15 protein-coding genes and 1 pseudogene are annotated in these 20,514 nt (G+C 47.6%); 6 read left to right on the plus strand and 10 right to left on the minus strand.

Going from position 1 to position 20,514, the window contains the following annotated elements; all coding sequences use genetic code 11:
- Positions 1-131 precede the first annotated feature (131 nt).
- Positions 132-263: pseudogene (locus tag ICC18_RS33980) on the plus strand (RidA family protein); the annotation flags it as partial.
- A 66-nt stretch (positions 264-329) separates the two neighbouring features.
- Here ICC18_RS33980 and ICC18_RS23875 read toward each other — a convergent pair.
- The 8 genes from ICC18_RS23875 to ICC18_RS23910 form a co-directional block, all read right to left on the minus strand.
- The gene (locus tag ICC18_RS23875; protein WP_188176970.1) at positions 330-2,255 is read right to left on the minus strand and encodes a hypothetical protein; all 1,926 of its coding nucleotides are present in this window, start codon (positions 2,253-2,255) and stop codon (positions 330-332) included.
- 471 nt (positions 2,256-2,726) lie between these two features.
- Entirely contained in the window at positions 2,727-4,457 is a 1,731-nt protein-coding gene (locus tag ICC18_RS23880) for a methyl-accepting chemotaxis protein (protein ID WP_223192820.1), read from the minus strand.
- Between the two features lie 127 nt (positions 4,458-4,584).
- On the minus strand, positions 4,585-5,616 hold the full coding sequence (gene mglC / locus ICC18_RS23885) for a galactose/methyl galactoside ABC transporter permease MglC (RefSeq protein WP_188176971.1): 1,032 nt from the start codon (positions 5,614-5,616) through the stop codon (positions 4,585-4,587).
- A 20-nt stretch (positions 5,617-5,636) separates the two neighbouring features.
- Positions 5,637-7,154, minus strand: coding sequence for a sugar ABC transporter ATP-binding protein (locus ICC18_RS23890; protein WP_188176972.1), 1,518 nt, complete (start codon positions 7,152-7,154; stop codon positions 5,637-5,639).
- Positions 7,155-7,251: 97 nt separating this feature from the next.
- Positions 7,252-8,322, minus strand: a complete 1,071-nt coding sequence (locus ICC18_RS23895; protein ID WP_188176973.1) for a galactose ABC transporter substrate-binding protein — start codon at positions 8,320-8,322, stop codon at positions 7,252-7,254.
- A 119-nt stretch (positions 8,323-8,441) separates the two neighbouring features.
- A complete protein-coding gene (locus ICC18_RS23900; RefSeq protein WP_188176974.1) occupies positions 8,442-9,425 on the minus strand; it encodes a substrate-binding domain-containing protein in 984 nt (327 codons plus the stop codon).
- 23 nt (positions 9,426-9,448) lie between these two features.
- Complete coding sequence (locus tag ICC18_RS23905) at positions 9,449-11,179, minus strand: cache domain-containing sensor histidine kinase (RefSeq protein WP_188177148.1); 1,731 nt, start codon at positions 11,177-11,179, stop codon at positions 9,449-9,451.
- A 60-nt stretch (positions 11,180-11,239) separates the two neighbouring features.
- A complete protein-coding gene (locus tag ICC18_RS23910) occupies positions 11,240-12,895 on the minus strand; it encodes a response regulator (RefSeq protein WP_188176975.1) in 1,656 nt (551 codons plus the stop codon).
- 258 nt (positions 12,896-13,153) lie between these two features.
- Between ICC18_RS23910 and ICC18_RS23915 the strand changes: the two genes are divergently transcribed.
- From ICC18_RS23915 to ICC18_RS23935, 5 genes are all read left to right on the plus strand, one after another.
- Positions 13,154-13,654, plus strand: a complete 501-nt coding sequence (locus tag ICC18_RS23915; RefSeq protein WP_188176976.1) for a DinB family protein — start codon at positions 13,154-13,156, stop codon at positions 13,652-13,654.
- Positions 13,655-13,714: 60 nt separating this feature from the next.
- Positions 13,715-14,671 carry an AAA family ATPase gene (locus tag ICC18_RS23920; protein WP_188176977.1) on the plus strand — a complete coding sequence of 319 codons (957 nt, stop codon included), beginning with the start codon at positions 13,715-13,717 and terminating at the stop codon, positions 14,669-14,671.
- A 3-nt stretch (positions 14,672-14,674) separates the two neighbouring features.
- Positions 14,675-15,802 carry a DUF58 domain-containing protein gene (locus tag ICC18_RS23925; protein ID WP_188176978.1) on the plus strand — a complete coding sequence of 376 codons (1,128 nt, stop codon included), beginning with the start codon at positions 14,675-14,677 and terminating at the stop codon, positions 15,800-15,802.
- Positions 15,789-17,141 carry a DUF4129 domain-containing protein gene (locus ICC18_RS23930; RefSeq protein ID WP_188176979.1) on the plus strand — a complete coding sequence of 451 codons (1,353 nt, stop codon included), beginning with the start codon at positions 15,789-15,791 and terminating at the stop codon, positions 17,139-17,141. Before ICC18_RS23925 ends, ICC18_RS23930 begins: the two co-directional genes overlap by 14 nt.
- Positions 17,142-17,221: 80 nt before the next feature.
- On the plus strand, positions 17,222-17,392 hold the full coding sequence (locus ICC18_RS23935) for a hypothetical protein (RefSeq protein WP_188176980.1): 171 nt from the start codon (positions 17,222-17,224) through the stop codon (positions 17,390-17,392).
- Positions 17,393-17,572: 180 nt separating this feature from the next.
- Here ICC18_RS23935 and ICC18_RS23940 read toward each other — a convergent pair whose 3' ends face one another.
- Together ICC18_RS23940 and ICC18_RS23945 are read right to left on the minus strand one after the other, a co-directional pair.
- Positions 17,573-19,429 (minus strand): bifunctional diguanylate cyclase/phosphohydrolase, encoded by a 1,857-nt coding sequence (locus ICC18_RS23940; protein ID WP_223192821.1) that lies wholly within the window; start codon positions 19,427-19,429, stop codon positions 17,573-17,575.
- Between the two features lie 258 nt (positions 19,430-19,687).
- On the minus strand, positions 19,688-20,269 hold the full coding sequence (locus ICC18_RS23945) for a DUF5317 domain-containing protein (RefSeq protein ID WP_188176981.1): 582 nt from the start codon (positions 20,267-20,269) through the stop codon (positions 19,688-19,690).
- Between the last annotated feature and the right edge of the window lie 245 nt (positions 20,270-20,514).

Below are 20,514 nucleotides of genomic sequence, written 5' to 3' on the forward strand. Positions count from 1 at the left end.
GTTTAGTCCATTCACACCATTCATTCGGAAGTCACTGACTATGTTACAAATCGAACAACGTTTGCTGGTGCTAGGCATCATGCTTCGGCCATCGCCGGAGCCCGCTGTGATGAAAGGCTATCTTGGCGACCAACGGCGCGTCCGATCTGCTTGTCGCCGTTTTCGGCGAAAACGGAAAGCATGCCCGGTCTGCGATCGGCACTAGCGAGCTGCCTTTTCGCACGCCGGTGGAGATTGAGCTGATTGTTGAAGTGCGGGATTAAAAACGAACATAAATAAAGCCGGTTCGGGGGTGTACGTTGAGACCCGCAGAATCGGCTTTATTGCGTTTAGTTATTGGCAGGAACAGTTACCGTAAATGCCCTGTAACCCGCTGGCATAGTGCCATACGTGACTTTAAATGTAAGTGTTACAGAGACGTTCGTATTTCCTAGCATGATTTCGCCATCATGTTTTATTTTAAGAATATCAGAGCTATTTTCAATACTTACGGAGTAGCCAGCCGGAACCAGAGGCATCGGAAATTTATTTGCTCCTTTGGACGGATTTTTCACATCGAGAAAGTTAGCGACGTGCTGGGCTGTCAATTCCAAATCATGACTTGTCAGAATAGGATAGGCGTTCACATAATTGGGGGCAATAAAATCTTTACGTTGTTCATAATACTCCCCTCTGTTTACAGTAATCGTGTATGCAGAACCAGCATTCAAGTTGTCGAAAAAGTAAAATCCATTATTGTCAGTCAGCACTGATCCCACTACAATTCCATTTAACTCCAAGTTCACAAACGCAAGGGGGCGCGGCTGCTTGTTCTCGTCTCTAACGATACCCACTACCTGGTGATAAGGGAGTGGAATCTTTGTAACGTTTGTCCATTGCAATCTGGCAGTAACTGGAATCTGAGCCTGTATGAATTTCTCCGAGTTACTAAAGATGGTCACATCTCGTTCTGGAGCAGCCATTGTTTTGCCCGGAGCCGCAATAGAATCATATAAATAGATCTGACTGACAGAGCTATCCCGCAGCGCCGCATTCAATCTTTCTATATCGTCATTATTAATTGAATCCGTTCCCCCAACAAAAGCAATCTGATCCTCCGAGTCATCAGGTTTCTTCGATTTTAATAATGAATAAGTGCTCAGCGATCTTTCCACCAACCCCTCATAACCGCCAAGATTAACGTAAAACGACTTTGCCATCGTGCCAAAGGCATACTTCATTTCCAGATCGGTCGTTATCGGTGCGGAGGTCACAGTTCTGAATTCTTTTCCTACAATAGACGTATTATCCGAAGCGCTCAAGCCATCCCAACTGGCATCCATATACCCTTCTTTTTGCAGGTGCCAGGAGAAATGCATATTCGGAATAACGGAATTAAACTCGAATCGGCCGTCTTCATCGGAGGTGGCCGTTTGAATAATATCGATCCCCTGTTTCATGGTTATTGTTGCGTTGGCCAGTCCAATGCCATGTGAGTCTGCAGCTTTTCCGGAAACCGTAATGAAATTATACCCAACGTTCGTTAAGTCGATGCCGGGGTTCAATCCCTCTTGAACCTCAATCGATCCTACGATCGCATAACTCAATGGAGTCACTAGAAGCATCCGCATTCCAATCGGGACATTGTACAGCACGTATTTTCCGTCACTGTCCGTAATGGCCTTCGGGTAATCGATTCCCGGTTCCCCGCCCAAAACGCTCACTTCCACTTGACCCAGAGGCACATTCTCACTGGCATACACGGTACCCGTCACCGTACCGGTAGGCAGATCCAGCTGCAGATTATGCGTTGAAGTATCGCCGACCTTTGCTGTTACGGTGAAAGGCTGCGTTGCGGCTTGACGGCCGTATTTCTCCGCAGTCAGTATGTTCCCGCTGCCGGGAAGCACATCGTCGATATTAAACCATCCAAAGTCATCACTTTCATCAAGTGATTCTCCATTTAACCGGACTGCAGCTCCTTGAACAGGAACATGAAGCTGGTCATATACCATTCCCGTGACAACTGCACTCTGTATCGGAGACTCTACGACTTCCGGCGAGATCAGACTTAATAATTCCTTTGTATCCTGTACGTTAACCGACCCATCACCGTTAATATCCTGATCATGGTTAGACTGCATATATCTCACGATCTCGTCCAACCTGATTTTCCCATCTCCATTACTGTCGAAAGAGATCGCGGCATTCGCCATCGAAGCTCCCTGACCAAGCAGCATAGCTATCAAAACTAAACTAACCATCCACTTCCTCAAAACATTCACATCCTAAATAAAATATGTCCCCCTAAAGTGACCATTAACCATCGAAGCTTATACCGTCCGCATTGAGCTTGCTCATTCAACGTCTAAACTCAACATTCAAAGCGGTCATGCATCCAAATGACGCAGAAATCGAGCATATCACCTCTAAAGTCCGAAAAAACACAATTGCATATAAGATACATCTACCAAAACAGTTTAGAGTCCGATTTTACAAAATTGCAGCTTGGTTTGTGCAAGAGGACGTTCGATGAGCGCATTATAAGCTGGCAAAATCGAACTCCAGCCGCTAACTCCATTCACTACGTTCTTGCAATTGGGCGAAATCGGACTGCGATAAGCGCAATCGGTAACCTGAAATACTCGGTGCGAAGTGTTGTGCCACCGTAGAAAAAAATAAGACCAGGCATCTAATCCTAGTCTTATTCGTCGCAGTGCTATAAAAATCCTGTCTAGGTTTGCCATTTAAACACGAAATCTGCCGATCAGCTTCTGCAAATCTTCAGCCATGCTGTTCAGTACAGTCGCCGAGGATACGATTTCCTCCATGCTGGCATACTGGCCTTCGACGTTGGAAGAGACGACTCTTGCGCCTGCTGCGGTCTGGCCGGCGACTTCATCGATAGACCGAATGACCTCCACGGCTGCGCGGGTTTTCTCCGAAATGTCGGCGGATCGTCCGGTGACCTCCTCGATCTGGCTAGCGAGCTCGTCCATCGCGCTTTGTATGCGTTGGAAGGTATCTCTGGCTTCGCCTACAACCTCAAGCCCTGTCGCCACCTCACGACTTCCTGCTTCAGTAGAGCTGACGACCTCCGATGTTTCGGCCTGGATGCTCTCGACAAGCTCAGCGACTTCTTCGGCAGCCGCCCCGGTTTGCATCGATAGCTTGCGAATTTCGTCGGCAACGACTGCGAAACCTTTGCCTGCAGCGCCAGCGCGGGCCGCTTCAATGGAGGCATTCAGCGCAAGCATATTCGTTTGTCTTGCGATATTCGCAATCATTCCGTTCGCGTTAACGATTTGCTCGGAGCGCTGCCCGAGTCTTTGCACGGAAGCAGCGAGCTCCTTCATCTTTTGATGAATGGAGTTCATCTGGGCAATAGCCGTATCCACTGCCTCATTACCAGCCCCCGCTTCCTGCTGCGCATGGGTTGATTTCACATTAGCAGCCTGTGTCACACTGGCGATCTGATCAACGGCCGAAGACATTTCCTCCATGATCGCAACGCCCATGTGTACGCTGCGCACTTGCGCATCAGTACCGGAGGAAATCTCCTGCACGATATTGGTGATCTGTTCCGAGGACTCGCTCACTTGGCCGGAGCCAATGCTCAGCGCCTCCGACGCGGCCGCCACCTGTTTGGCGCTACTGCCAACCTGGCTGATCAGGCTGTGCAGATTTGCTTTCATTTGATTGAAAGCTATAGCCAAATCTCTTAATTCATCGCGGTTCTTCACTTGAATATCACTTACAGTCAAATCGCTTGCGGCAATTCGCTCCGCTACCCGTACCATGGAACGCATCGGAGTCACAATCATGCGTGACAGCAGAAGACCGATTGCGAGGGCAAATACGAACGCAGTCACGCTTACCCAAATTAAAGTGCGGATCGTCGAGGTTACCGCTGAATGATTCCTGGCGGAAGCTTCTTCTTGCACGGCCTTCTCCAGCTCTTCAATCTTGTCCACTGCCTGCGTCAACGTTTCCGTAGTCGGAATCGCCCACTGCATAGCTTCTGCTTTCGCCAGCGAGGCGTTGCCTTTATCGGCATATTCGGTTACCTTTTTGACCAGTCTGGCAAAAGTCTGGTTCGAGTCCATCATGGACTGAATAGCGCTCTGCTCGTCCTCATTTTTGGCAAGTTCACCCATCTCTTTAATGATCGATGACAAGGTCGCGTTCATGTCGGTCAACCGTTTTTCCTTATCCTTAGACGGATCTAGCACATAGCCGAAAAGCAAGCTATTTTGCATCTGCGTTTTCTCTTTAATTTCGGAAACATTCTTGAGAATCGCAACGTTATCGCTTAGCAGTTTAGAATAAGAGCTGTCCACTTTGTTCAAATATGTATACGATAATCCGCTCGTCACCCCGACGAGTAAAGATACAATCACAAAAGTCCCGACAATTTTACTTCTCAAAGAGACCTTAAAAACTCGTTTCTTTTGGGCTTTCAGTATGCTGCTTTCCAAATGCCGTTCCCCCTTAGGCTCTGAAAGTAATCGCTTTCATCAAGATATATTATAACGGGCTGTCGCATATTTCGACAGCCCGATTTACCTTTTTCATATAGCCAATTTCTGACAATGAATCTGGTGTTTATTTGGAATTCATGTATTTACGCATATCGAACGCTACAGCCGCTACGATAATTAATCCTTTAATGATCAATTGCCAGTAAGGGCTAATACCGATAAATGTCAAACCATAGTTGATTACGCTGAAAATCAATACTCCTGCAAGAACGCCAGGCACCGTACCGATACCGCCTGAAGTGGATACGCCGCCGACGACGCAAGCCGCAATCGCATCAAGCTCGTACATGTTACCGTAGTTATTCGTTGCTCCGCCTGTTCTCGCTGCTTCCAGCACCCCAGCCAAACCGTATAAAGCGCCTGCGATCGCATAGATGTAGATCAGATACTTGTTCACGTTAATACCCGAAACGGTAGCTGCGTGGATGTTGCCGCCGATCGCGTACATGTACTTGCCCAACTTCGTTTTGTTAAACACGACCCAAACGATTAACGAGACAACAATCGCAATGATGACAATATATGGAATGGAGTATGTTGCGTCTTTTCCGATAAAGCCTGTACCCAGATTACTGAAGTCTGCTCTCAAACCACCGATTGGCTGCGACTGGTTCGGCTTCATGTCAAAGTAAAGGGAGTTGGCACCGTACACGGCTACCATCGTACCCAACGTTGCGATAAATGGCGGTACTTTAAATTTGGCGACAATAACGCCATTAATCCAACCGATCAAAAGACCCGCTGCAATTGCGATCAAAATCGGAACAATCAAAGGCAGCTGCGGTAAATCCGGGAAAAATTTTCTGCCATATTCTTCTGTTTGCAGCATCGATGCGGAAATGACAGCCGACAAGCCGACGATACGACCGGTCGAAAGATCCGTTCCCCCCGTAATCAGGATGAACGCAGCACCCAATGCGATAATGACGCGTGTGGATGATTGAAGCAAAATATCACGTAAAATGTTCACCGATAAAAATCGCGGATCATAAATCGCGATACCGATGACCAATACGACGAGCACGATGTAAATCGCATATTTGGTCACAAACCCGCTAAAATCTCTGGTTTTCAATGTTTCTGTCTTGGTACTCATGGTTTCTTTGCCCCCTCCATTTATGCCATATGCTGTGCAGCAAGGCGCATGATCTCTTCTTCTGTTGCTTTCTTTCCGTCTACAATACCCGTAAGGCGTCCTTCACACATGACCATGATTCGGTCTGACATCCCAAGCAATTCGGGCATTTCAGAAGAGATCATGATAATACTTTTGCCTTGCTTCGCAAGGTCGGCGATGATCGAGTAAATCTCAAACTTCGCACCTACGTCAATTCCCCGTGTCGGCTCGTCAAGCAGGAGCACATCCGGTTCCGTGAGCAGCCATCTGGCGAGGAGCACTTTTTGCTGATTACCGCCCGAAAGATTTTTGATCAAAGCGTACATGTTCGGCGTTTTCACGCGAAGCATTTCGATGCTTTTCTTCACTTCTTCGCGGCGCTTCGCCTCATTAATAATGCCTAATGGATTCATATAACGACCCAGATTGGCAATAACGGTATTCTCAAGTACGGACAATACCGGGAAAATACCTGTAACACGGCGTTCCTCAGTAAGCAGGGCAATTTTATGCTTAATCGCATCAATCGGCGATTTCAGCTTCATTTCCTTGCCATGCATGGAGATCGTACCGGAAGCAATGCCGCGGAGTCCGAACAAAGCTTCAATCAGCTCGGTACGCTGTGCGCCGACAAGACCGCCGACGCCAAGAATTTCCCCTTTGCGAAGCTCGAAGGATACATTCTTGAATGATTTCGGGATAACGGAAGTGAGTCCCTCTACTTTGAGCAGCGTGCCGTTCGGTACGTTGCTTCGCTCAGGGAAACGCTCCTTCAGATCGCGTCCAACCATCTTGGAGATGATCATATCCGTCGTTAGCTCGGAGGATGACCAAGTGCCAATCTTCGTACCGTCACGCATGATCGTTACTTCATCCGAAATTTCCAAAATTTCTTCCATTTTATGTGAAATATAGATGATCGAAACGCCGCGGCTCTTCAGATCGCGAATGATTCGGAACAATTGTTCAACTTCATTGCCGGTCAGCGACGAAGTCGGCTCATCCATAACAATGACTTTCGAATTAAATGAAACTGCCTTGGCAATTTCGATGGATTGCACTTTCGAAACGGATAACGTTCCAACCAGTGTATCCGGCTTAATGTCCATTTGAAGCTGTTTAAACAAGCTCTCTGTATCTCTACGCATCTTTTTGTGGTCCACTAATTTCAAAGGTCCGATTCCTTTTAGCGGAAATCTGCCAAGCCAAATGTTCTCCATCACGTTACGGTACGGAACCGGGTGCAGCTCTTGATGAATCATCGAAATTCCATTCTCCAGCGCGTCTTTGGAATTCGTAATGGAAGCGACCTCGCCGTTCAGCTTGATCTCTCCGCCATCCGGCTTATAAATGCCGAACAAGCATTTCATCAATGTCGATTTTCCTGCGCCGTTCTCCCCCATCAGCGCATGAACGCTGCCAGGACGAACTTTGAGGGTGACGTTGTCCAGTGCTTTTACGCCAGGGAACTCTTTGGAGATTTGATTCATTTCCAGCAAATATTCATGTACAGTCATGGTAACTCCCCCTGCCATCTCACATTCCCCTATAATATTTAAGCAAGGGCGCAACGTAAGCATACATTGCCACCCTTGCCGCTTGCTTAAATCCGAATTATTTCGCTTCGTTCATGTTTTCTTTTGTAATCTTTTTGTAGGAAATCCACACATATTTACCGTCAGTTACATCGTAACCAGTAGTTTCTTTGTTAGGTGTTTTGCCGTTAGCCAGTGCTGCAGCTACGCTAGTTGTTGCTGCGCCTTGGTTTTTCGCATCGTTTAGTACTGTTCCGAGCAATGTGCCGTCGCTCAGGGCTTGAAGTGCAGGAGCAGTTGCGTCAACGCCTACAACCGGCATGTATTTGTTGTCTTTGAAGTAGCCTTTCGCTTTCAAAGCTTCGATAGCGCCTAGAGCCATATCGTCGTTGTTCGCAAGAACCGCTTCGATTTTGTTTTCGCTGGAAGCCAGGAATGCAGCCATTTTCTCTTGACCTTTAACGCGATCCCACATTGCTGTATCTTCAGCAACTTTTTCTACGCCCAGACCAGCGTCAGTAATCGCTTGGATGGAGAACTTCGTGCGAAGCTCGGCATCTTGGTGACCTGGCTCGCCTTTAAGCATAACGTATTGGATTTTACCGTCTTTGTTTTTGTCAGCCTCAGGATGAGCTTTGAAGTAGTCAACCAGCAATTGGCCTTCCATTGTACCGGATTGCTCTGCTTTTGCACCTACGTAGTAAACTTTATCCCATTTCTTCATGTCCGCTTCCAAAGGCTCGCGGTTCAAGAATACAACCGGGATGTTTGCCGCTTTAGCTTTATCGATGATAACGCCGGCTGCCGTACGGTCAACTGCGTTGATCGCAAGCGCATTTACTTTTTTCGTGATGAAAAGGTCGACTTTATCGTTCTGTGTCGGTTGGGAGTTTTGGCTGTCTACGATATCTACAGTCGCTTTATCTTTAGCAGCGTCAGCGATCGCAGCGCGAACACCGGACATGAATGTATCGTCAAATTTATAAATCGCTACACCGATTGTCGGTTTTTTGCCTGTGTCAGCTTTAGGAGTTGCTGCCGCTCCGCCAGTTGCTGCCGGAGCTGGTGTTGCTTCTTTATTAGCTGTGCCGCAACCGACTACGGATGCGACCAATGCGCCTGCTACGGCAATCGTAAGAAGTTTTTTCAAGGTAAGATCCTCCCTTTAAAGTGCGTGTTTGTATTTACATGTCTTACTATAATGGATCAAAACACCAAAACAAATGCGAAATCCTCATGTGTTCTATCAAAATTCTCATCACTTTACATTCATTTTACAAAGGGAAACAATAGCTTCTGGTTATCCGACCAGAACATGTTGTCGAGGTCAATGGCCTTAATTCCCGTATCGACGCGGGGCGGAATTTTATTGCCCTTAATCGCTTCCACCGCGTTCTTAACGCCCAGGTAGCCGATGCTGAACGGATTTTGAACGATCGTGGCCTGGATGACCCCTTCCTGTAAAAGCTCCAATTCCTCCCAGGTACTGTCAAAAGTAATAATTTTCACTTGCCCCTCAAGACCCAGCTTCTGAATCTCAGCAGCGACACTGATGGACGATATTGCATTAAGAGCGATAATCCCGTCAAGCTGAGGATGCTGCTGAATAATTTGCCGCGTCAGCTGTCCCGCCAATTCCCGATTCGTAAGGCTGTACACTTTGTCCAGCACCTTAATATCCGGATATTTCGCTATTTCCTCCAGCAAACCGAGCTCTCTCTGCTCGGCGTTGCGCTCCCCCTGCTTAAAGCTTACGATCGCAATGTTGCAGCTTGTCCCTGCCAGCTTAACCAGCTGCTTGCCGGCAAGCACTCCGGCCTCGTAATTGTTGGCGCCGATAAAGCTTTGCACCTTGCTTGTTTCCACCTCGGAATCAATCGTAATGACCGGAATGTTAAGACTCGCAGCTTGATCGACGACCGAAGTCAACCCTCTATAATCGTTGGCCGCGAGCACGATGGCATCGGGATCGATGTTAATCGATTGTTCCAAGAGGGCCACCTGCCCCTTGACATCGGCTTCATCTCCGGGGGCCCGGAAGTCCAAAGTGACATCGAATTCCTTCGCAGCTACCTCCGCTCCCATTTTAACCGTCTTCCAATAGTCGCCATTTTGGCTTCTCAGCACGACTTCCAGATGCTTCTTCTGCTCCGTCGGCAACGGTTCGGCCTGCCTCGTGCAGGAGGACATGGAGGCAACGGCTGCCAGCATGGCGAACAGAAGCAGGCGTCCCTGTTTTATTGTTTTTTCCATGGTATCCTCTCCCTATTCATCCGTTAAACTTCCTCTTCCAGCACTTTGGGAATCCAGATATTTACCATTGTTCCCTCTTCCGGCTCACTCTCGACTGTGACGCCATAGCTGGGACCGAAATACAGTTTGATTCGCTCATTCACATTGCGCAGGCCGACGCCGGAACCTTTCTCGCTTTTCGTTTGTCCGGAAAGAATTCCTTTAAGCGTCTCTTCGGGAATACCGACGCCATTGTCACGGATTTGGAATAGAATTCGTTCGCCTTCGATTCTTGCTGAAATGCGGATATGACCTTCATCCACCATGTATTCAATGCCGTGATAGAGTGCATTCTCGACAATCGGCTGCAAAATAAGCTTCAATGTCTTATACGGCAGCGCTTCCTCATCGACTTGTATCTCATAGTCGAACTTATCTTTGTAGCGCATTTTTTGAATGATTAAGTAGTTGCGGATGTGCTCGATTTCTTCCTGTACGGTAATGATATTTTTCCCTTTACTAAGCGAAATCCGGAAAAACTTGGACAGTGAGGTGATCGTCGTCACAACCTCCTCATTTTTACCGCTGCCCACCATGCGAACAACGGAATTGAGCGTATTGTAAAGAAAGTGCGGGTTAATCTGCGATTGCAGCACTTCGAGCTCATTTTTCCGCTTCACTTCCTGCTCGTGGATGCTTTGATCCATCAGCTCCCGAACCCGGCTCACCATGAGATTAAACCGCCTGGATAGCTGCTCGACCTCATCGGCGCCGCGGACATGGATATACGTATCAAAATGACCCTTCTCCACCATTTCCATCGACTTCTTCAAACGCTTGATAGGTTGTGAGATGCGGGCCGACATAAAGGCGGATATCAGCAAAATAAACACCAGGACGATGACGAACAGCCAAATCATGAATGTGCTGATTTCATTGCGTGTCGTCACGATTTCATCCAGGTAAGAGACTCCGATGATTTTCCAGCCTATATTACTAACAGTCTTAACGACATTCAGGCGGGTTTCGCCGTCCGCTTCATCCATGTACTTGCCATAGGAGAATTTCAAAGCTTGTTCCACATTCTCGTATTTGAGACCAATATAGATGAGCTGCTGCTGAGGGTGGTATACGATGTTTCCCGCTGATTCGTCGATGATATACACGTACCCTTTTTTACCTAGAGAGACGGTGCGAAATACATCATCAAGCGTCTTGAAATTCACGTCGACTAACAGGACGGCATCGACCCATTGGCCTTCCCGCTGAATCGTAACCCCCTTGCTCATGGACACGACCCATTTGTAAGGCTCTTTGAACAAGTTCTGGATGTGCGGCAGCGAGAAGGTGAGATGGTTGGGATTCTCCAGCGCCGACTTAAACCAGGACTGCTCGGTCAGCCGCGTGTTCTTGCGCATCTCGGTATTGTGAATCCCGGTCACAAGCTCGCCGTCAGCCGTAAATAAGTCAATCGAGACAATGTCCTCCCTCGTGCTTGCAATCGTGTCGAGCTGCTCCAGCAACTTGTCCGAAGGGATGCCCCGGCTCTTGGCGATTTTGGCATCGACAACTTGGAAAGTGTCGGCCATGCCCTCGATATAATTTTCCAAATTAAACTGCATTTGCTCAATGATCTGCTGCGTGTTCAAAAAGGCGTTCTCTTCAGCCGTTCTCGAAAACTTGTTATACAGCACCAATGAGACGATCAGCATGACCGTCACCGTAATAAAAATAAAAGACAATGTAATCGTAAACTGAATGCTCTTGACCCTCATTGTGTCAAGCAGTACGGTATACAATGCCTTGAAAAGAGCTTTTGTCTTTTTAATCAAACGCTACACCCCTTTGGAACTGTTTCTGTACTCTTTAGGGGAAACTCCGACATTTTTACGGAAGCTGAAGCTAAAATAGTTCGCATCGGAATAGCCGACCTTCTCCGCGATTTCAAGAGCTTTCATGTCCGTCGTACGCAGCAGCTCCTTGGCCGCTTCCATCCGAATATGGTTCAAATAATTGACGAACGTCATCTTGGTTTCTTTTTTGAAAATACTGCTGAAGTAGCCCGCGCTGATATGCAGGTGGCTACAAACTTTATTGATCGTAATATCACCCTCATGGTAGTGGCTTTTCGTATAGTCTTTGGCCATATCGACCAAGTTTTTATACGTATACTGGCGGTCCGTAGCGATATGGGTCATCATTTTGACACACAGCTCGACCAGCCAATGCTTGGCTTCTTCCAGCGAAGTGAACTTATTAATTTCGGTAAAAGGAATAAAGTTCTCGCCGAACACTTCGTCAACGTTAAGATTCGAGTCCTTGGCCGCTTTGAGGATGCACGTGAGAATTTCGAGCAGGTAAATTTGGTAATCCTTAACGGAAACACCTGCCTCTACTCCATGGAAAAGCTCATCGATCGTCTCCTTAATCTCCGGATTCGTTCCGACTTTAATGCAGCGTGTTAATGCGTGTTCTTTGAGATCGTCAAACCGAATCTTCTCGACGTTCCGCTTCTCCACATCATCGATGCAAATGACCCGATTGTTGCCCAGAATCAGCCTGTAATCGAGTGCAAGCACCGCATCTTCGTACGAATAGCTCACCTTCGTAACATCCTTCATTACCGCTCCAATGCCCACGGTAACCGAGAATTTGAGGTACTTCTCCACGTTCTGGCGAACCTCTTCCAGCACCTTCATCGTCTCCTGGAGCGCGGCTCCCCGGTCGCCTGTTTCGTGTGTGGCCAATACGACGACTTGATCGTTATGCATGAAAACAAGCCCGAGCCGGCGCTTATCCGCAATCTCCTCTGTAATGTTGAGCAGGGCAAAATATTTCAGCGCCTGATCCTCCGAATATTTCAAGGAAACGGACGTCGCCAGCTCGCTCCGGTTCTCCAGATCATCTTCATGAATGAGCACCCCGTCGATGCTGATGACCGCCACCACGAAGCTGTTTCCGTCCAACTGGATGCCGTAGTTTGCCGCTTTATCCAGAACTTCATCTCTGGGAAGCTTACGGTTCATTAACGCTGCGAGGAAAATCTCCTTGAGCACAGGCATGCTCTTGCGATAGTGCTCCTTCAGCAGCTGTACGTTTTCCCGGTGCGCCACTTCCTCCTGGATCTGGGCTTTCACTTTAAGCAACGTATTAATCAGTTCCTGCGCCGAAAAAGGTTTCAGCACATATTCGTCAATGTGCAGCTTGATGGCCTTCTGGGCATACTCAAACTCATCATGTCCTGTAAGAATGATAATCTTGATGGTTGGAAAGCGCTCTCGAATCGCTTCGGCGAATTGCAACCCATTCATGAAAGGCATCTGAATGTCCGTCACCACGACATCCGGCTGCAAACGCTCGACCATCTCCAGCGCTTCCCGGCCATTCTCCGCTTTATCTACGACCTCAAAGCCGATGGCTTCCCAGTCCACTTCGCGGACGACGCCTTCCCGCACATCTTCTTCGTCATCCACCAGTATCAGCTTGTACATATATGTCCCCCTAAAAGTTTTCGTCAGAAAACTAACTCGTAAGCATAACTTCGTAAGAGTAAGCCAAGCGTTCTCCAATAGCAAAACTTGCTGCCTTGGCATTCGCTTTTTCACCACCATTGTACTAAGTGCCTCTCGATTACACAACTGGGAGCGTCAGAGATTGATGGGAAACCTGGCATTTTTCACAAATGAAGCTTCATTTCTGTTAAAATTAGGAAAGCAATACATACAAATCCGACTTATATGGAGGCCCTTATGACTATTTCTAAAAAAGAGGTATTCTTGGATCAACTCGCAGCCAGCCACAACGATGACAGCTGGTTTCCATCGCTGCAAACCGCACTGGACCGTCTCACCGCTGACCAAGCCGCTTGGCGCGAATCGCCATCAATGAATTCAATTTGGCAGCTTGTTCGCCACCTGACTTTCTGGAATCAAACTTGGCTAAATCGCTTCCGCAATGAAATCACTTACGAAAAGATTCAAAACGATACTACATTCTTAATGGATCATATGGAGATCACCGAAGAGAATTGGAAATCGGATGTGGACGCGTTAAATCGTGTGCTAACAGATTGGAGATCTACATTGGCAGAGTGCCCGGAGACCAGACTTGACGAGGACATTCCTATGCTGGGCCAAGGTGCAAAGTGGTGGGGAGCGATTTCTAATGTTTGTACGCATAATGCCTACCACATTGGCCAAATTCTTATCATCCGCAAGAAGCAAGGATCATGGCCTCTATCCGAAACATAGTCCTTAAGCGTATGTTAGCGAAGTCATTTTCCCCGTGGAAACTTCAAGGAGGGATCATCGATGGATCTCACAAAAATTGAAAAGATAGCCGCACTTATCAAAGAAAATATAGGACTAGTCATTGTCGGAAAAGACGATACCGTCGAGCTCATGCTGATCGCCTTGATTGCTTCCGGACACATTCTGCTGGAGGATGTACCGGGAACCGGTAAAACCCAGCTTGCCAAAGCATTGGCACGCTCGCTGGACGGCACGATGAAGCGTATCCAGTTTACGCCGGACTTGCTGCCGTCGGATGTAAGCGGCATCAATTTTTTCAACCAGAAGCTGGGTGAATTCGAGTTTCGCCCAGGTCCATTGTTTGCTCACATCGTGCTCGCCGATGAGATCAATAGGGCTACGCCGCGCACACAATCCAGCCTGCTGGAGAGCATGGAGGAGCGGCAAGTGAGTATCGATGGCGAGACGCGCAGACTTGAGTCCCCGTTCCTCGTCATAGCGACGCAGAATCCTGTGGAGAATCAGGGCACGTTCCCGCTGCCGGAAGCACAGCTTGACCGCTTTCTGATGAAGATCGGGATGGGCTACCCGTCGGCGGCGGAGCAGCTGCAGATCTTGAAAATCTATCAGCAGCACGATCCCCTGGATCAGCTGCTGCCGGTTGTGAACCGAGCTGAGCTTATCGAAGCTCAGCATCTGTTCACGCAGGTGCGCGTGAGCGACGACCTGCTGCAGTACATCGTGCAGCTCGCGGAAGCGACGCGCACGCATCCCGAAGCCGCGCTTGGCGTGAGCCCGCGCGGGGTCCGCGCCTTGATGAAATCGGCGCAGGTGCACGCGGCGCTGCGCGGCCGCGATTACGTCCTGCCCGACGACATCAAGGGCATGGTCAAGCCCGTATGGGCGCATCGCGTGTTACTGCGCACGCGATCGCGCCAGCAGGACCAGCAGGTGCATGCACTGCTGGACCGCATCATGGCTTCGACTTCCGTCCCGACGGAAGTGAAGCTGGGGTAGCCGATGGGAATAAGCTGGGTTCTGCTTATTGCCGCCGTGCTAGTTTTTGCCCAGCATCGATTCTACACACGCAGGGGTTTCGCGAGACTCCGGATCGAGCGGGCTTTTAACAAATCCCGCTGCCATGTCGGGGATGAAGTAGTGATGGTCGAAACGATTGCCAATCACAAATTAGCTCCGATCCCTTGGCTGCGTCTGGAGTCTACCCTTCATGCAGGGCTCTACTTTGCGAAACAGGCCAATCTCGAGGTGAGCAGCGGAGCGATTTCTCAAAATCATCGAAGCCTGTTTAGCCTCATGCCGTATACAAAAATCGTCCGGCGCCATCAGATTCATTGTACGAAGCGAGGCTGGTATAAGCTCGAAACGGTCGCTGTATCGATCGGTGACCTCATCGGCATACAAGCAGCCGGGATGACACAGCGCTTGAATCTGGAGCTGCTGGTCTACCCTCAGCTGGAACGATGGGAAGACATCCCGCTGCCCTCCAGCAGATGGCAGGGCGATATCACAGTGAAACGTTGGATTATGCAGGATCCTTTCGTTTCTTCAGGTGTGCGCGAATACCGTTACGGCGATACGATGAACAGCATTCACTGGAAAGCCACGGCCCGAAGCCAGCGGCTGCAAGTGTACAATCGTGAATTCACTGCTGACCCGCGGCTGCTCCTTGTCGTTAATACCCAGATTACCGAATCGATGTGGGATGCGGTGACCGATCCCGAGCTAGTCGAGAGAGGTCTATCTTATGCCGCCACCCTTGCCGATCATGCCGTGAGTCAAGGCATACCGGTTGGGTTCGGATATAATGGCTCCGTGCAAGACGAACCGGGAGTCCCTGTGTTTATAGCCCCGGAGGGGGGCTTGCCCCACCTCGATGCCATGTTCGAAACGATGGCGAAGCTGACGGTCTCCTGCTGTCGAACATGTCAGGATTTCCTGGATGATTGGATCATCCATGACGGAATGGCCATGGACATCTTACTCTTGACATCCTTCGTTTCTGCAAGTATGGAGATGAGCATCCGGCAGCTGGAAGCCATGGGGCATTCCGTGTTCATCGTGCCGCTGCAGATCAGCCTTGTCGATCATATTGAACAGGAGGTCGAAACTTCCGATGCAGCAATCTAATGTGCAGCGTTGGCTTCAAGGGTTTGGAATGACATTCCTATGGGGTTCGGTTGAACTGATCGTTTGTTTCCCGATTCTTGTGCTGGTCCAATTGTACGTGGCTGATACTCCGATCTGGCTGACGTGGCTGCAACTTTTATTGTACTATTTCGCAGGATGCATCGGCGGAACCACCCGACTGTTAACCAGACGTATCTATGAACTTCTATTTGCAGCTGCCGCAAGTTATGGGATCGCCTACTTGTTGCAAGGCAACAGCTGGCAAGGCTGGGTCTTTGCTGCAATTGGCATGATGCCAGCCTTTCGAGGGATCCAATTTACGAAAGCCGGCTGGACCGAGCTGTTTCCGGCTAGCGCGTTCATCTTTCCATGCATGACATACTTCATCGGTGTCCCTATTATGGATCGCATAGATATTTTTCACCCCTGGATCGGCTGGTTGAATGGGTTTGGATTCTGCACGTTCGTTATTTTCATGTTCACACTTAATCGAACCCAATTGCTGCGCGCAACTCTGGCGAGCACCGAGCAGGCCCAAGCCGCACTCACCGAAACTGTTCGACGATTAGGCCGTATATGGCTGCTTCTACTAATCGTCGTCGTTGCCATTGTCGCTTATTTCCAGCAGTTGAAACAGGGTGCAGCCGCCATCATTCATTCGTTCTTCGCCTGGGTCATCCGTATGCTGCGTTCGGATGCGCCAGCCGAACTGCCGCCACAGCCTAGTCCAGCGGTACAGCAGCCTCTATTTCCGCCATCAGAGCCCAAGGTCGAGCCAGGCTGGTTCGACATCTTGCTTCAGTACATTCAGGTCATCTTTGGTTATGTCATTGTTATAGCCTTCATCCTTGTCGCCCTGTATTTTATTGCATCCAAACTGGCTCCTGTCATGCTGGCTTTTGTCCGCCGACTGCTCCATCGCATGCGTAATGACGAACGTTCCACGGAATCAAAGGACTTTACGGATGAAAAGGAAACCCTGCTCGAATGGAAGGAAATACCACATCTATGGTGGAAACAGCTGGTACGGAATTGGTCCAGTGAAAAAGAGCGCCAGCTGAAATGGACGCAGCTGAAGAACAACCGCGAACGCATCCGTTTTCTCTATGCCCTTTTAATCGGACACGCCGTCGGCAAAGGATATGCCTACAACAAGGCTTTAACTCCGAATGAAACGGAACGGGAATTGGAGACCAAGCTCCAAATGCCTGAGCATGCTGTTCATGCTATCACCGAGGCTTATAACCAAGTGCGCTACGGGGATATCGAAATCCATGACGACGATTTGAATCAATTGCTGAAAGCTGCGCAGCCCGTCCTGCCCAAGGGTTTGAAATAATTACATGAAAGAATGGAACATATTTTCAAACTGCTGCATATACATAATTGTTTGAATACAATCGACTGAGGTGGTTTGGGATGTTGGCAACAAAAGCAGTGTGTGAAAAAGAAGAAGTTATGAACACTTTATGCGAAATGGGCTTGGATCAAATCGCAAGATGGATTAAAGTATTGCCTGAAGACAGGTGGGAAAACATGTTTGTCTCGACTTGGCCGACACTTGCAAAAAAATGTGGCGTCTCCAGATAGCTGCATCTACATAAACACCGGTAGGTACGAACAATTAAAAACGCTTTGCGCGTAAGCCGCGCAAAGCGTTATTTGTTTTGTTATTTCACCTTCATTTGGACCAACGACCGGGCTTATGTATATTCCTTGTAAATATCCCAGTCAGAAACCGAGGAAAGCCGAACTCTACGAGCTTTTGATTTAGATGGCTTCTTCCGATCCTTCGAGCTCACGTTTTAGGCCGGTAGTCATCTTGGTTTGAATGTACTGAATGAAGGGAACGACAAGCTCGGGATCGAATTGCTTGCCCGCAAATCGGTTTAACTCCTCAATCGCTTCCTCCAGCGTCTTCGTTACTTGATAAGGGCGCTCCGTCGTCATCGCATCAAAGGAATCAATAATACACAACATCCTTGCCAGCCTCGGAATTTCTTCGTTCTTCAATCCATACGGGTAACCGTTCCCGTCGTAACGCTCATGATGCAATTCAACCAGAGGCACGAGATCCTTGTATTTGCCGGTTGCCAGTACGATCTCTTTGCCCCACAGCACGTGCTTCTTGACCATTTCCCACTCGTCGGCCGTTAGCTTCGACTTCTTGTTAAGCACGTCCCTCGGTATTTCCAGCTTACCGATATCATGAATCAAAGCGCCTAGTATAAGCAAACGGCGATCATCGTCACTCAGCTCAAGCACTTCAGCCATATCAACAGCATACGAATAGACGCGTTTGGAATGTTTAAAGGTATACACATCCTTAGACAGGAAAATCTTCAACTGCTGCCCAAGGTCATGGATTTCCTTTTCGATGCTTTGCGGCAGCTGGTTTTGCTCGCCGTAGATCATCACCGTGTTCTTCCCTTTTTCTTTGGCCATGGACAACGCGCGGTCAGCCAGATCAACCAGCTGCGATTTATAATAATTATCTTTGCTTACTTCATAAATGCCGGCCGAGAATGAAATGCAACCGTGCGGGAATACTTCTACGCCGTCGAAAGGAGTATCGTTGACTTTCTTTCTAAGCTCATTCATAAAAGCGAATGCCTTAGCTTTCGAATATTCCGGCATAATGACGGCGAACTCTTCACCGCCATACCGTGCAGCGAGGAGCTGCCTGGATTCGCATTCCGTTTTGATCAACTTGCCGAAGAAGCTCAAAAGCTTGTCGCCCTGCGGATGGCCGAAAGCGTCATTATATTTTTTGAAATCATCCAAATCCAGCAGCGCCAGCGAGAAAGAACGTTCTTGATCGCGATATTCACGTATGGCTTCTTCTAATTTTTCTTCAAAATAACTGTGGCTAAAAAGCCCTGTACGATGATCTTTATTCGCCTTTTCGCTTAATTCATTGTACATCAAAAATAAACGTCTAAAAGCATGTGAGAGCAGACAGGCGATGGCCAGGAATAAAAATAATCCGAAATATCGATTGTTTGTAACTAACACAACTAAAACAATAGAAAGCAAAAGTGTACTTAAGTAAGCAAAAAGCGAGTCTCTAAAAAAGCTCTTAATAATTTCAAATTGCTTACCTTTATGTAGAAGCAAGAAATAGAACCCAATTAATAGCACATTTATACAAAAGTACACTGTTAGTGAAAGAAAATAGACATGCGTTCGACTGGAGTCGAATTGACCAAGCTGTCCTCCAAGCAAATAGTATACTGAACTAGCCCCTGAAATCATTAAAGTATAAATAGAGAAATTGACGAGATGCTTCCACCAGGTCGTTTTTCGATCAATTAACATGGTGACAAGCTCACTGAGAAACAGAACGGTTAAAGCGAAGGTTCCACCAAAGACAAAAATCGAAGCGAGAAAAACAGAAGAGTCCAATGATTGATAGTTCCCTTCCGGGGGCAATTGAAAAATAAAATAGTGAAGGATGAGGACAGCTGCGATCATGGAGTAAATCATGACCCATTCAGTTAAAGTAAACGCATGAAAATACTTTATAAATGCTGCTACAAAAACTAGTGCACCTGTTAAGAATACTAATAATGCATAGCTTTTACTAGGTTGACGTAGTTGCGTAATAACTTTTCGTGCGGTCTCCATGAATGTATACGACCTTTCCTTGCTATTAGCTGTAAAAAGAACTAAGGGAAACAGAAGATTACCTGTTTCCCTTAATATTAACACAATTACAGATGGAGTTTAATATTTTATCTTATGGCCCACCAATTCTATAACCGGATGAAAGAGAGATAATTACGGATGCAACAATAATTGCATTTATTACAACTCTGCTGTATTTCATTTCTACTAATTTTTTCATCAAGACCCTCTCCTTTCATATCGAATAAGTATGTAGGTTTACTTTATTTCTACAAGTGCAGCTTGTACTTTATATACGAGCATCACTTTTTGTAGATAAATGAAAATACCAAAATTCATAATGACATCCCCGATGCTGATCGCCTGCCTTCTGGGATAAGGAGCCGATAGGGATATGATATCACCCAGAAACGGAAGACGAGTCGATTCAGTCATCAATATATGCTTGTATACGACAGGATCCTCTTTAAGCATTTTCAAATAGTAAGGATCCAGCACAGATGCCGCTTCTTCGGAAACCGGCATTCTGCCGCCGTTAACCAGCATAACAAGCGTATTCAGCGCGACACCGGCGAAGATGAACCAGAAGCCTTTTTCATGACGATTCAGCCAAACAACGTATAAGCCGACAAAATATACGAGGAGAAACAAATATCCGTTATTTTGCGCTAAGAATTGGCTATGATCTTGTAGAAATATCAATAGAAATTGGAAGAGCAGCAACACCGGAAATATCAATCCGCCTCGAATACGAACCTCGGACAGCGCCTGGAGACCATTCCTGAATCCGGCACGAATAAAGCCCACGATTAAACCGATTAATATCCCATCATAAACCATCAAAATGAACTCCTTCGCTGCTTCTTCACCCCATGAGAATATTGCCAACATTTGTAATTTATCTTATGAAAATTATAAATCTTCTTCTATCAGACGTCAACATTTTTCACTTATTTATACCAATTTGTAATAGCATCCATCAAGGGGCGACAGGATGACTGAAGATTCATTAGGTTTAAGCGTTTTCAGGGAGGATTTATGCCACCTATTAGCGAATCTATGAATCATGTTTGTTCAAGGAGGAA

The organism is Paenibacillus sedimenti (genome assembly GCF_014534655.1).
In the GTDB taxonomy this organism is placed as follows: Bacteria; Bacillota; Bacilli; order Paenibacillales; family NBRC-103111; genus Paenibacillus_E; species Paenibacillus_E sedimenti.